Source organism: Acidithiobacillus sp., from assembly GCF_023256195.1.
Lineage (GTDB): Bacteria > Pseudomonadota > Gammaproteobacteria > Acidithiobacillales > Acidithiobacillaceae > Acidithiobacillus_A.
Window position 1 is genome coordinate 1 of sequence record NZ_JAGDWX010000031.1, and the last position, 12,656, is coordinate 12,656.

At 58.0% G+C, this 12,656-nt stretch carries 11 protein-coding genes and 1 pseudogene; 3 read left to right on the forward strand and 9 right to left on the reverse strand.

What is annotated here, in order from left to right; genetic code table 11:
- Positions 1-147: 147 nt before the first annotated feature.
- Together Q0C23_RS07965 and Q0C23_RS07970 are read right to left on the reverse strand one after the other, a co-directional pair.
- Positions 148-1,008 carry a hypothetical protein gene (locus Q0C23_RS07965; RefSeq protein WP_291511838.1) on the reverse strand — a complete coding sequence of 287 codons (861 nt, stop codon included), beginning with the start codon at positions 1,006-1,008 and terminating at the stop codon, positions 148-150.
- A 577-nt stretch (positions 1,009-1,585) separates the two neighbouring features.
- Positions 1,586-2,095 (reverse strand): annotated as a pseudogene (locus Q0C23_RS07970) (IS5 family transposase); the annotation flags it as partial.
- A gap of 749 nt (positions 2,096-2,844) precedes the next feature.
- Between Q0C23_RS07970 and Q0C23_RS07975 the strand changes: the two are divergent.
- The 3 genes from Q0C23_RS07975 to Q0C23_RS07985 all read left to right on the forward strand — a co-directional run bounded on the left by Q0C23_RS07975 (position 2,845) and on the right by Q0C23_RS07985 (position 5,571).
- Positions 2,845-4,131, forward strand: a complete 1,287-nt coding sequence (locus tag Q0C23_RS07975) for a DEAD/DEAH box helicase (RefSeq protein WP_291511839.1) — start codon at positions 2,845-2,847, stop codon at positions 4,129-4,131.
- 97 nt (positions 4,132-4,228) lie between these two features.
- Positions 4,229-4,534, forward strand: a complete 306-nt coding sequence (locus Q0C23_RS07980) for a high-potential iron-sulfur protein (RefSeq protein ID WP_291511840.1) — start codon at positions 4,229-4,231, stop codon at positions 4,532-4,534.
- Between the two features lie 425 nt (positions 4,535-4,959).
- Positions 4,960-5,571 carry a DUF4168 domain-containing protein gene (locus Q0C23_RS07985; protein WP_291511841.1) on the forward strand — a complete coding sequence of 204 codons (612 nt, stop codon included), beginning with the start codon at positions 4,960-4,962 and terminating at the stop codon, positions 5,569-5,571.
- Between the two features lie 4 nt (positions 5,572-5,575).
- On the opposite strand, the gene Q0C23_RS07990 is transcribed toward Q0C23_RS07985, so the two are convergent.
- Genes Q0C23_RS07990 through Q0C23_RS08020 form a run of 7 tightly spaced genes read right to left on the reverse strand, consistent with a single transcriptional unit; the run spans position 5,576 to position 12,640 of the window.
- Positions 5,576-6,040: a DUF192 domain-containing protein gene (locus Q0C23_RS07990; RefSeq protein WP_291511842.1), complete on the reverse strand. Its 465-nt coding sequence runs from the start codon at positions 6,038-6,040 to the stop codon at positions 5,576-5,578.
- Positions 6,037-7,050, reverse strand: coding sequence for a type II secretion system F family protein (locus Q0C23_RS07995; protein WP_291511843.1), 1,014 nt, complete (start codon positions 7,048-7,050; stop codon positions 6,037-6,039). The genes Q0C23_RS07990 and Q0C23_RS07995 overlap by 4 nt, the downstream gene beginning before the upstream one ends.
- Before the next feature lies 1 nt (position 7,051).
- Positions 7,052-7,906 (reverse strand): type II secretion system F family protein, encoded by an 855-nt coding sequence (locus tag Q0C23_RS08000; RefSeq protein WP_291511844.1) that lies wholly within the window; start codon positions 7,904-7,906, stop codon positions 7,052-7,054.
- Positions 7,893-9,632 (reverse strand): ATPase, T2SS/T4P/T4SS family, encoded by a 1,740-nt coding sequence (locus tag Q0C23_RS08005; protein ID WP_291511845.1) that lies wholly within the window; start codon positions 9,630-9,632, stop codon positions 7,893-7,895. Before Q0C23_RS08005 ends, Q0C23_RS08000 begins: the two co-directional genes overlap by 14 nt.
- 10 nt (positions 9,633-9,642) lie before the next feature.
- Positions 9,643-11,145: a pilus assembly protein N-terminal domain-containing protein gene (locus Q0C23_RS08010; RefSeq protein WP_291511846.1), complete on the reverse strand. Its 1,503-nt coding sequence runs from the start codon at positions 11,143-11,145 to the stop codon at positions 9,643-9,645.
- Positions 11,146-11,158: 13 nt separating this feature from the next.
- Positions 11,159-12,391: a Flp pilus assembly protein CpaB gene (gene cpaB / locus Q0C23_RS08015; protein ID WP_291511847.1), complete on the reverse strand. Its 1,233-nt coding sequence runs from the start codon at positions 12,389-12,391 to the stop codon at positions 11,159-11,161.
- Between the two features lie 18 nt (positions 12,392-12,409).
- Complete coding sequence (locus Q0C23_RS08020) at positions 12,410-12,640, reverse strand: hypothetical protein (RefSeq protein ID WP_291511848.1); 231 nt, start codon at positions 12,638-12,640, stop codon at positions 12,410-12,412.
- Positions 12,641-12,656: the final 16 nt, after the last annotated feature.

Sequence of the window (12,656 nt, forward strand, 5' to 3'; positions counted from 1 at the left end):
CCAACGAAACCCGGCGGGACCCTCAACAGGACGCCGCCTGAGTCATGTTAGCAAAAGCTCATACACCAGGCTTGACCATACCCCAGCGCTTACCTCCATTGAGCACGTCTGCGTGGGAGACGGCGATTTCGCGCTAGGGTCTGAGATTCATGGATGGGATCCAAAAAGGGGTAGCGCTTCCAAAAAGGTCAAAAGCGCAAGAAGGATCAAGGCCACCGTCATCAGATTGGACAGTTTTTCTTGACGCAGGCGCTGATGTTCCTGTTCCGCTTCCAACACCACGTGACGCAGGGCACTCGCCTGAGAGAGGAATTCGTCGAGATATTCCTGCAGCCGCATGCGATCGCGAATCTCATCCCATACAAAAGGTAACTCTGTATTTTCCATGCGCACCGGGTGCCTAAAGTAGTATCGGGCAGAAAACTCGTAGGATTCCTTGATCATCTGGTTGAGAGTAGTACAGTCATCCGGTGCATTGGCAAGCTCGTTTATAAGCTTTTCTATACGCAGCTTATAAGCAGCACAAAGGCAAAGGAGCAGGATATATCGCTGAAAAAACACTGGACAATTTTCCGAGAAATTGCCAAAACATTTTGTGGAAAACACAGCTATGCCGCGACCGTCGACAAAAAGGAAACTCCCATGCTTTGCCACATAATTTTCGATGCAGATAGACTTTGATCCACGCAACCATTGGGACGCCGTTTCCAATTGATCGTTATTTGGTTCACCATCAGAAACTTTATCCCAAAACGCCTTGAATAAATAATTTGGATCGCTCCTTGGCTGTGTATCAGAAAATCGCACGAATAATTTTTCCGAATAGCTTTTATGATTAAAAAAAGTAAGCTTCCATAACTCTGACCCTTCACTCTTGCACATGTAACCCTTAAACTTATCTAGGATGGGCGCTTGAAAGAACTTGATAGGTTTGTCGTCAATTTTCAGATCTTTCCATTCGCACTGATTGGGTTGGTTGTCTTCTTTAGAGATCGTGACATACCACATAAAGTCCTCCTCATATGTCAAACGGGATCTGTATGCCGGCGTAACCGATGCGGCTGGGACCAGCTCGTTGCAGGCACGGGCTTCGTCCGCCCAGTTCTGGAGTTCGCACAGGACATATTGGCGTGGATTAACCGTTTCGCTTCCTGAAATAAAGCATGATGGAGCAAGACGGGTATGTTCAGTTCACCTTTTAGGGTTTTAGGGTATTCCTCATATCGAGTCCGTATCCCCACGATGCTCCATGGTAATAGATGCAGTTTCCTAATGGGTGATCTTCCCCAAGTTTCAACCCTTGCGGCGTGACAATAACCTTGCTGATGCAGAGAGGTAATCATCATTAAGGAAAGTTGACGGTAAGGGTGTATTGGTTTCTTCCAACCCGTTTCAGGTCACCAATTTTTGAGTAGCCTCCGGCCGTTCCAGAATTTTTCGCCATTTCTAGCGTTATGGGCTTGGGTTTGCAACCCATGCCTTGATACCCATTCAAATTGCCCAGCATCGCTTTCTTACCACCCGGCAGCACTCGCAAAACAACCGTCGCTCCATCTCCCGGTCGAACATAGTATCTCGGCTGAATGGCGGTGAGATCCACGGCCTGTACGATACCCTGAAGGTCGGTTGCCACATGCGTTTTCCTGCCAAAGTACCACTGGTTCCCTTTCTTCGTAGAACGCATCTCCGGATCCCGCTGGCGATCCCGATTCTTGGTGGAACTCGGGGCATGGATGAGGGTAGCGTCCACGGTCTTGCCTTCCTGCAGCAAAAGCCCTTTCTCCCGCAACACCGACTGCACCTCGGCGAAGAGGGCTTGGGCCAGCTTATGGCGCTCCAACAGGCGACGGAACTTCAAAATCGTCGTCTCATCGGGCACGAAGTCCCGACCCAGGTCGATGTCCACGAATTGGCGCAGCAGGGGAATCTCATAGAGGGCCTCCTCCATCCCCGGATCGGAATAGCCGAACCACTGCTGAAGAAAGTGGATCCGCAGCATCCGCTCCAAAGGCATGGGCTTGCGGCCACTGCCACCCTGGGGATAGTGCGGCTCGATCAAGGCCATAAGTCTGCCCCAGGGAACCACCACATCCATCTCCGCCAAGAAGCGCTCGCGCTTGGTCTGCTTGCGGAGGCGCGAAAAGCCGGGCTCTCCGGCAAAGGTCCTCTGTCCGGCCGTGGGCGATCTGTCGTCACCGCTCAGTCCGCCCACTATATCCGGGAGTTACGGTCAAGGGTGCGATCCGTAACCCATTGATCTTGGCGCCACCCTGGCGCCATACTTGAAACGGGAACGACAGGGAACATTAGAGAATGGTGAAGCACGAGAATCTATACAACTTTCTGATTTATATATATTTTCATGTCTAACCTGTTGATGCGAAAAAGGCAAAGATGGCATTTTTTTGGCCTTCTAAGCCGTAGGTTGCAGGTTCGATTCCTGCTGGGCGCGCCACTGATCGCTTGTGCGTCAAGCCAAGCGCCCACACACGTCACCAGCGGAGACGCACCCCGCGCCGCCGGGCCCGGAGCCCCGACCCTCCCGGATCTGCGCTGGCATCTGCCTTCCTCACAGACGGGCAAATGCGAAGGGCGCTGGGCTATCCAACGAATCCTGCCGCTGTCGTCAAAGCGCTCACGCCAGCGTCGGGGAAGGATCGGACCGTAGCGAACGGGGAGCGCGACTCGGCGCGCGTACCAACCCATTGGGACTCCAGGGAGCCACAAACTCTCTGTCCGCGCAGGCCGGACGTTACTATTAGGACTAGGGCTATCCATCTGTTATGATGCAAGCGCCGCGACTCAGTCTACGCGGAGTACTTTATCCTCAGCCTGAGATCTGCCGTGGACTGGCGCCGGCAAGGCGCGGCCGATCCTACCACGGAGATTCCCTTGACACTTTTCACCGAACTGGGCCTCGATCCGGCCCTCTGTGCCACTGCCGCTGCGCGCGGTTACCAGGAAGCCACGCCCATACAGGCGCGCGCCATTCCCGAAATCCTGCAAGGTCACGACCTTCTCGCCGCGGCCCAGACAGGCACCGGCAAGACCGCAGCCTTCGCCCTGCCCATTCTCCATCGCCTGTCCGAGACCCCCGTGTCATCGGGCCCGCGCCCCGTGCGCGCTTTGATTCTCGTACCGACCCGAGAATTGGCAGCGCAGGTGGAAGACAATATCCGCCTCTATCGAGGATCCATGCCTCTGCGCTCCCTGATGCTCATCGGCGGCGTCAAGATTGGTCCGCAGATGCAACACTTGCGCAACGGTGCGGACATCATCGTGGCAACGCCTGGACGTCTGCTGGATCACTTGCAGCAGCGCAGCCTGCGTCTGGATCGGGTGGAGACCCTGGTTCTGGATGAGGCCGATCGCATGCTCGATATGGGCTTCATCCGCGATATTCGCAGAATCATCGGCATGCTGCCGCCAAAGCGGCAGAACCTGCTCTTCTCCGCCACCTTCTCGCCGGAAATCCGGCAATTGGCCGAGAGCCTGCTGCACCAGCCCGTCACCGTCGAAGTCACACCTGCCAACGCTACTGTGGACAGCATCGTCCAGCGAGTCATTCGCGTCGACCAGGAGCGCAAACGCGATCTGCTGCTGCATCTGATGGATGCACACCAGTGGCACCAGGTGCTGATCTTCACCCGCACCAAGCACGGTGCCGACCGACTGGCGCGGCAAATGGAGCGGGACGGACTCCAAGCCATGGCGATTCACGGTAACAAAAGCCAGGGCGCACGCACGCGCGCGCTGGCGGAATTCAAGGCCGGTAGCCTACGAGCGCTGGTCGCCACGGACATTGCCGCGCGCGGCATCGATATTCAGAGGCTGCCACGTGTGGTCAACTTCGAGCTGCCGCAGGTCGCCGAGGATTACGTACATCGTATCGGCCGTACGGGGCGTGCTGGAGAGGATGGCGAGGCCATTTCCCTGGTCAGCAGCGAGGAACGGGGCCAGCTGCAGGCCGTCGAACGGCTGCTACGTCGCCGTTTCGAAACGGAGCAGGTGCCGGGATTCGAGGTGAAAGGACCGGGTCCGGACCGCGCCGCCAAGCCGGTTCCGCCACACGGTCGAGGGCGCGCACCCGAGCACCCTCGGCATCCACGCCGGCAAGCCGGTACCCACTGACGCAACACCCGGAACCGGCCGGGGTGGTACAGCACCACTCCGGAGGTCTATACTCAAAATGGTAGTAGACCAATGGCTCATGTGGAGGTCAATATTCATGGCACAGCAGGATTCCGAGCATAAGCAGCAGAAAATTTCCCGTCGGCACTGGCTTCGCAGCACGGCGCTGATGGTGGCCGCTGGCGCGGCAGCACCGCTTGTCTTCGTCGGCAATGCGGATGCTGCCAGCAAGATGGCCAAGACGGCGGTGGACTATCAGGATCATCCCAAAGGCAAAGAGATGTGCAGCAATTGCCGCCTCTACATTCCCGGCTCCAACCCCAAAGGACCGGGCGCCTGCAAAGCCGTGGCCGGGGCTATCAGTCCCGATGGCTGGTGCAACATCTACATCCCCAAGGCCTGATCGCAAGATAGTCACGGGCGGCACGGTTGCGCCCAAGCCTCGCCCCCGAGCCGCAGCCATTGTGCTGCGGCTTTTTTGTGAGCACGCGGCAGGACTCCATCCGCTTGACCTGGGGCTATGTGGTCACGAAACAACATTTGGAACGCTTGGATTCATCCCTCTTTCCGAGCGTCCTCTCCTGGCGATAAAACTCCATCGGAAAATCCCAAGATCCTGATTAAGGAGCCTAATTATTTTCCATAGGATTTTTTTCGACTTAATCGCGTGGACGATTGGAACACCCTTATATTTCTTATATTCTACTTATGCAGATTATATAATTCGGTATTTATGCGACACATTGCTCTTCGTTAACTGCTTACGATTACCGAAGCATTTGACATCGGCGAAACAGGTTTGTTAGGGTGAAAAGAGCATATTTCATTATGCTTTATGTCACAGCATTCTTATGCAACGCGGATATTCAACCCAAGGAGATGTCTTTGATGCTACCCTCTCTACGCGACACACTGATCGGGCTCATTCTTTTCAGCGCCGGCAGTAGTCTTGCCTTCGCCAGCACGGCACCTGCCATGACCGGTAATGGCGCTGAATCGAGTTCCGGCGGGATGATGGGTCCGAATCAGGGGACCGCCAACGGAGCGATGGGAAACAACATGGGACAGGGGCCCTCCGCCATGGGGAACGGGTCAACCGGCGCAACCATGCAGGGGACTAACCCCGGGGGAGCGCAGAGCGGGATGCCCATGAACACGCCGAGCACCGGCCCCCACGTGAGTCACCGGAAGCTGCACGATTTTGCAGCCGCCATCAAGGATATACAGCCCATCGACCAGAAGGCTCATAAGGTGCTGACCGACAAATCGCTCTCGGAAAACGCCCGCAAGGCCAAGCTGACGAGCTACGACCAGGAGATCGTGACGATATTGCATCGGCACCATTTGTCACCCGTCGATTATGAGACCCTTCTGCGCAAGGCCCAAACCGATCCAAACTTTGCCAAGCGCACGGAAGCGGCGCTGCGCTCCATGCACTGAATCCTCACCCACTCCGTATCCGGATCATCCGGATCGCAACCCGATCCTCGGTGTGATAGCCGAGGTTCGGGTTTCGGTTTTCTGCAGCGGAGTCTCCCGCCTCCGTGGCATGGGCATCCTGCCAGGTGAGCGCTTGGCCCGGCTGAATCTTCAGACGGACTATACTGTGACTCGCTGCCTCGATCACTGCGCACGCGCCGCTACGACGTCCGGGAAAGGCCCAGCGCCAGGGTCGGATATCCGTCTGTACAGCGACGACCCTGTCCTGTGCGTCCAACCAGATGAGGTCCAGTGGAATCCGCATTCCCCACATGTGGATCGACGAACATGGACTCAGCCACAGGGCCTGCTCTTCTTCCAGACCCCGCTTGCCCAGCAGCCCCCACGCGCGCGCCAAAAAGTCGTCGGCCTTGCGCGCCTGGGGCCATAGACATTCCCCACCACGCCAGATGCCACCCGGCCGACTCACGATGCCACCTCCTGTACGTATTTCATATAGATAACAAAGGTCAACACGATGAATACGATGGGAAAGATAAACATGATCAGTGGCGCCAGCAGCTTCACCGGGGCTTCGAGCGCCGCTTTTTCCGCACGCAGAAAACGCTCCTCGCGGCGCTGTTCCGCTTGGGCCTTCAACACAGGGCCAAGACTGCCGCCCCGTTCCTCCGATTGAATGATGGCAGTAACCAGGCTACGCAGCTCCTGCATCGCGACGCGATCGCCAAATCGGCGGAATACCTCGATTCGGGGCATACCAGAGCGAAGATCCCGTAAGATCATCCGAAACTCGTTGCGTAGGGGACCCTCCGGTCCCTTGTCCACGGCGATCTGAATGGCGCCCGTCAGATTCAGGCCACCCTCCACCATCAGCGTAATGAAATCCAGGTACACCGGCAAATCTTTCAAGATGCGCTTCTTCCTTTTCTTGGACTGCTCCACTAGCCAGAGATCGGGATAGAAACTGGCCAAGAGCATGCCCAAGAGCACGAGCTCCCAACGAAATACGTGCAGGGCCATGTAGACAAAAAGTGAAAAAAGCAAAGGAAACAGAGAGGACAGGATCTTCAGTGCAAAAAAATCGCGCGGCGTGATCATGTAGTTGAGCCCCGCCCTCTGAATGCGCGGAGCACTGCGGTAAACTATAGACTCTGGGATGAAAGCAACGATGGTAGAGTCGATAAAACGCACCACGGGCCAGATTCGCCGCAGGCCCTTGGGGAGTGGATCAAAGTACTCGCGAGGCTGGGATTCCACCACCGTCAATAGCGTGGAGAGACCGTAGACGATTCCGGCCACGACCAGCGCCACCAAAAGACCAACCAGGATATAAGGGATCTGCCCGCCGCTCTGGGCCAGGGCATCCAGAATCCACGCTCCAAAAAATATACCGCCGAGGAGCAGGATGAGACCCCCGATCAGCCAGATTAGCCAGCCCCTACCTCTGCTTGCAAAGGATGACGCGCGCGGAACGTTCATATCATACCTCGATGCTCACGATCTTCCGGATACCCCAATATCCCAACAACTCAAGAACGATGGCGATGGCCAGCACACCCCAGCCGCGGTAGGTATCGAATAGCGCCCCGGTAGCGGCGGGCTCTATGCGCAGAAGCGCCAGGATGATAAGTACGGGCAGAGCGGTCATGACCAGACCCTGCAATTTACCCTGAGAGGTCAGCGCCTGGATCTTCTGCTCCATCATCAGCCGTCGACGCACCGTCTCGCCCAGGCGCTGCAGGGTATCGGCCAGGTTGCCGCCCACCTCCCGATTGATTCGCAGCGCCGAGACCACCAGATCGAAATCCTGTGAACCCACACGCTCTGCCAGGTGGCTAATGGCGTCCTCAAAGGGCACCCCCAGGCGCTGCTCGCGCACGACCAGGGCCAACTCCTGATTCATGGGCGGGCTCATGTCCTTGGCCAGGCCCTCCAGAGTCTGACCCAGGTTGGCACCGCCACGTAGGGCCGATGCCATCATCAAGAGGGAATCGGGCAACTGATTGTGTAACTGGTTGTATCGGCGCTTCTTGAGGAAAGCGATGATCCAGCGCGGCGCGAGGCCCACCAGAACGGCAGAGAGCACCACGACGGGCAGGGAGTCCACCAGAAAAAAAACCAGCAAGGGGATCAAAAGCACCGCCACCAGATTGATCCGCCAGAGAAGTGCCGGATCCGCAAAGATGAACATGTCGGCCAGACTTCGGCGAGTTTCCGTCGAGAAGCTCTGGCGTTGGCGTTGCAAGACACGCCGGGAGCTCTCGACTACAACGTATAGCAACACGCTCACCGCCAGGAAGACGAGCAGCGCAAAACCGATTTCAGGCGCGTTCATGATCGGCTTCCAGGAAAATGCTGGTGTCGACGGGCAGGCCGCGGGCGCGCATCTCCTCATAGAATTCCGGCATGCTGCCGCTAGCGCGGAAGGTGCCACGCACCTTGCCGTCGGGGCCAAAACCCTGTTGTTTGAAGCTGAACAGCTCCTGTAGCTGAATCACGCCGCTCTCGGTGCCCGTCACCTCGACAATGGCAGTCAGTTTGCGGGAGCCGCAGGAAAAACGCGTGATCTGTACGATGATGTCGATGGCCGAAGCAATCTGTTCGCGGATAGCGGTCAGGGGTAGCTCCATGCCGGCCATCATGACCATCACTTCCATACGCGAGAGCATATCCCGAGGACTATTGGCGTGTGCCGTGGTCAGGGAGCCGTCGTGGCCCGTATTCATGGCCTGAAGCATGTCCAAGGCTTCTCCGCCACGACATTCGCCGACAACGATCCGATCAGGCCGCATACGCAAGGCATTACGCACCAGCTCTCGGATGGGTATGGCCCCCCGCCCCTCCACGTTGGCGGGGCGCGCTTCCATGGATACCAGGTTGGGCTGATACAGCTTCAGTTCGGCGGCATCTTCGATGGTCACGACGCGCTCATTGGGCGGAATGAAATTAGAGAGCACGTTCAAAAGAGTGGTCTTGCCCGAACCCGTACCACCGGAGATGATGATGTTCTTGCGTTGCTCCACCGCCACCTGAAGGAACTGCGCCATGCGCGGTTCCACCGAACCGAAGCGGATGAGATCCTCCATCTGTAAACGTTTCTTGCTGAACTTTCGGATGGTGATGTTGGCACCCTTGAGCGCAACGGGTGGAATCACGGCGTTGACGCGAGAGCCGTCGTGTAAACGCGCGTCCACCAAAGGTGAACTCTCATCGATACGGCGGCCAATGGGCGCGACGATACGGTCGATGATATTGCGCACCGCCTGCTCGCTGCTGAAAACCGTCGGCGCCGGCTCCAGGCGCCCTCCCCGCTCTATGAATACCTCGTCGTAGCGGTTAACCATGATTTCCGTGATGGTCTCGTCGGCCAAGAGGTCCTCCAATGGTCCAAGACCGACCGCCTCATCGACCACCTCCTTGATGAGGCGCTCGCGATTCAGTTCCGGCGGAACCCGCATGCCCTGAAGCGTGTCTGTGGCCAACTGCGATACCACGCGCTGCAACTCCTCTCGACTGAGGGCCGTCAGATCCATACGGCGCAGATCCATCTGCGCCCGCACCCGCTCTTCCAGTGCGAGACGCCAGCGCATCCACTGGGGATCGACCGGCGTCTTCGCGATCTCCTGCGTCCGCGCCGCCGGGGGCGGCGTTTCTCCCATCGTCGTTGTTGCCCTGCTCGTGGCAGGCGAGTCGGAAGAGGCACCGACTCCATCCGACGCCATGGCTTCGACAGGGGCGGTCACCGTTTCCCGTGCCGGCTCCGTCGACTCCGCCTCGTGGTGTATGCGCAGGGTAACTCCGGCCAACTCGATCACGTCCTCCGCTTTCAAGGGGCCGTACCAGCGCACCTTCTCACCGTTGACGCTGATGGATGCCAAGGGACCTATGGCCTCGACATAGGGACCATCTGCACGACGCAAGATGCGCGCATGCTCCTTGCCGATGTTCCAACCCTCGACACGAACGTGTGCCTCCGCCGATCGTCCGATGAGACAGACGCCCTCGTGCGGTCGAACCTGCAGCGGGCCATGTTTGGCATGCTCGGCAATCACTCGAAACATGATCTACTCCTCATTGTGTGTCGCCATTACTAGGGGGCTGGGTGACCACCAACGGAAGCGAGGGCTTCGGCGCTGGGACAGCCTGGGTTTCCGGATAAGGCGTTTTGGACCCCAAAGTGCGATCCACGGCCTCGCGGGTCACGGAGTCCTTGCTCAGACTTTTGCGGTACTCCTCTTTCAATTCCACGGCACGAGATACCTGGCGAATGTTCTCCAGCGACGCCGCACTCACCACACGCGGTGTCACCAGAATCACGAGATCCGTGTTACCGGACCGAAATTCGGTCGATTTGAAGAGATTACCGAGGATCGGGATATCTCCCAGCCAGGGGAGCTTGGAGGCATTTTTTGCCGATTTAGGATTGACCAAGCCGGAAATAACCATGGTCTGTCCATCGCCGACGTTGATATCGGCCTCACTGCGCCGAGTGGTGAATCCGGGTACCGAAAACCCGTTGAGTACCACACTGGTCGCCGGATCGATTTCCGACACATCGGCCAAAACCTTCATGGTGATGTTATTGTTGTCGTCAACTTGGGGAGCAAAGTTCAACTGGATGCCGTAATCCTTGAAGGTCACGTTTTGGAACGCGGCGCCACCGGTGGACAAGGCCTGCAGAATGGGAATCTGGCCGCCCGCCAAAAAACTCGTCTTTCCACCGCTGCGGGCGCTCAGCTGTGGATTGGCGATCTGGTAGGCATCCCCATTACTGAGGGCAAAATTGATCTTGGAAAGCATACCGGTGATGATGCCGACGTTCAGCGCGCCGCCGATGGGCCGCGCGAGATTGGCCAAATCTATTACGCCATCCAGGCCCGGGGGGGGCGGCGTCAGACGTATGCCGGATCCCGCCACCGGCGGCTGCGTGAGATCCTGACCGAGCGGAATCGTCGGCACATTTCTTGGCCCAATAAAGTCTCTGCCATAACCCACAAAGGGACCGGCAATCTGCTTGGTCCAGTCTACGCCAAAATTCTCCAGGAGGCTCTTACGAATCTCCAGTATGTTCACATCCAACCACACCATCTTTTCCATCTGGAAGGGCGAGGCCGTGGCCAGGACGATGGTGTTGGGGTACAGCCCTCCTAAGGCTGAGATGCGCGACATAAGGGCGGGCGGGATATTTTTGCCGTCCACCACGATCTTGTCGCCGACGATACGGATCTGCACGTCTTTGTGCTCCTTGCCCAGGAGCTCCCGCATCTCCTCGGCGGCACGTCCGATATTCTTGGGTGCCACCATCACCCGATACGCTGCCTCGCTACCATCTTTGAACCATAGCCGCAGACTGGTTTCCCCTTCGGCCTCGCCCAGCAAAAGCAGCTCCTTACCATCCACCACCGTACTGCTCACCACCTTGCCATTACCGATAGCCACCCGCTTCACGGGCTTGGTCGGTAGCACCTTGACCTGACCGGCGTAGAGGTCGATGTTGGGATCCTCCGCTGCACTGGCAGAGGCACCGAAACCGAGGAGCAGGAGGAGGGCTACGAGTTTTTTCACGGGTTGCATGAGACTTCCTTTTTTAACGTCCAGCATTGGGGTTGACCGGTGGTAGTAATTCGTCGATGGGAATCGGACGATTGGGGCCCGCAGCTTGCCTTAGCCCATATGAGTCGCTGCCAGGACGACCGGCTCCTCGTCCAGTGGCTTCCGCAATGCGACGCAGATTGCGGACGTCCAGGCGGGCAGTGAGCTGGCCATTGGTGCCGGTTCCGCCGACGATGTACTCTATGGCGTCGGCTGCATAGAGGCTGCCTCCCGAACGCCCCCGGATTCCCAGGATATCTCGGACGCTGTACACCTTTGCCGGAGCCACTACCTTGGAATCGTGGCTGCGTAATACGAGTTGCAGCGAACCCAGGCGTTTGGCCATCGCCAATTTCTGAATCTGCTCCGGTGTCAACTCGACAGTCACCGTGCCGAACTGTGCGGGCCGCCCTGCTTCTGCGGGATCGCTACTCAAGTTGGCGGCGGAATCGTCCCCGACGGTGCGATTCCCGGTGGCGATGACCTTGAGGTCGCGCTCCAGATAGCGCACGGTTTCTTTGGGAAGCTGGCTCTCGCTTGTGTTCCCACCCGCCCGGAATAAGAGCGGTCCACCCGTCTGCGCACCGGCAAACTCCAGTCCCTCCGGCGCGCCCTCCATGCCGCCATAGGAACCACCGGCATTAGGCCAGGAGGCGGGTAGCGCGCGGCCAGACATGCGGCCATCGCCACGCCCGTTCTCGCCCTCCCCGGTGTAAAACCACAGAACATCGACGTGATCGCCCGGTTGCAGCATGCCATCGAGACTACTGAGGTTGTCCACGGAAAAGGTCATGGCAAGCTTGTCCGGAGCGATGAGATCGGCCAAGGTTCGGCGGCCGCTCAGATAGGAGGCCAGAATGGGCCGCCCCTCCTGCAAAGGAACGTTGACCCGGTGACCGGCAAAACTGTCGAAGCTTTCCGGAGTGATGACATCGCTGGGCGCCGTGTCGGCAGGAATGGGACGGGCCGCGACCATACTGAGATCGAGGATCGCACCGGCCGGGACATCGCGGGTGGGAACCACGACACGGATGGTGGCTTGCTTCTGGCTGGCGCGAATGTTCTCCAGGGCGGCTTCCTCGCGCGAGCGCAAGGTATGTACTGCCAGATAAGCAGCGCCAAGCCCGGCCAACACGGCCACCAGGAGGATCAACCAGCCGCCCAGGGCTCGCGCGGGCTTTTTCTGCACATTGACGCCATCAAAATCGTTAGGTAGTTGGGTAGACACTCGGATTCCTTTTTCTTATCAGTCGACAACGGGCTGTGAGGCGGCCCAGGAATAATCGGCATAAGCACCGCGCAAGGCCACGGAAAGCTGGGTCAGCACCGAGGCATCGCCGGGAAGTTTGCCGGGGACGAGCGATGGTAAAGGGGCGAGAAGCGCAACGATGATGGCCAGCAGCACGACGAGATATTCGACTATGGACTGTCCGCTCTGGCTGCTGGTGCAATTCACAGGGATAGACTTTTTCAACATGAGAACTCCTCAGTAA

What these genes read in the sequence shown, in the direction of transcription:
- Q0C23_RS07965 (WP_291511838.1), bottom strand. Translation starts at nt 1,008, where the DNA reads ATGTGGTATGTCACGATCTCTAAAGAAGACAACCAACCCAATCAGTGC.
- Q0C23_RS07980 (WP_291511840.1), top strand. Translation starts at nt 4,229, where the DNA reads ATGGCACAGCAGGATTCCGAGCATAAGCAGCAGAAAATTTCCCGTCGG.
- Q0C23_RS07985 (WP_291511841.1), top strand. Translation starts at nt 4,960, where the DNA reads ATGCTTTATGTCACAGCATTCTTATGCAACGCGGATATTCAACCCAAG.
- Q0C23_RS07995 (WP_291511843.1), bottom strand. Translation starts at nt 7,050, where the DNA reads ATGAACGTTCCGCGCGCGTCATCCTTTGCAAGCAGAGGTAGGGGCTGG.
- Q0C23_RS08000 (WP_291511844.1), bottom strand. Translation starts at nt 7,906, where the DNA reads ATGAACGCGCCTGAAATCGGTTTTGCGCTGCTCGTCTTCCTGGCGGTG.
- Q0C23_RS08005 (WP_291511845.1), bottom strand. Translation starts at nt 9,632, where the DNA reads ATGTTTCGAGTGATTGCCGAGCATGCCAAACATGGCCCGCTGCAGGTT.
- Q0C23_RS08010 (WP_291511846.1), bottom strand. Translation starts at nt 11,145, where the DNA reads ATGCAACCCGTGAAAAAACTCGTAGCCCTCCTCCTGCTCCTCGGTTTC.
- Q0C23_RS08020 (WP_291511848.1), bottom strand. Translation starts at nt 12,640, where the DNA reads ATGTTGAAAAAGTCTATCCCTGTGAATTGCACCAGCAGCCAGAGCGGA.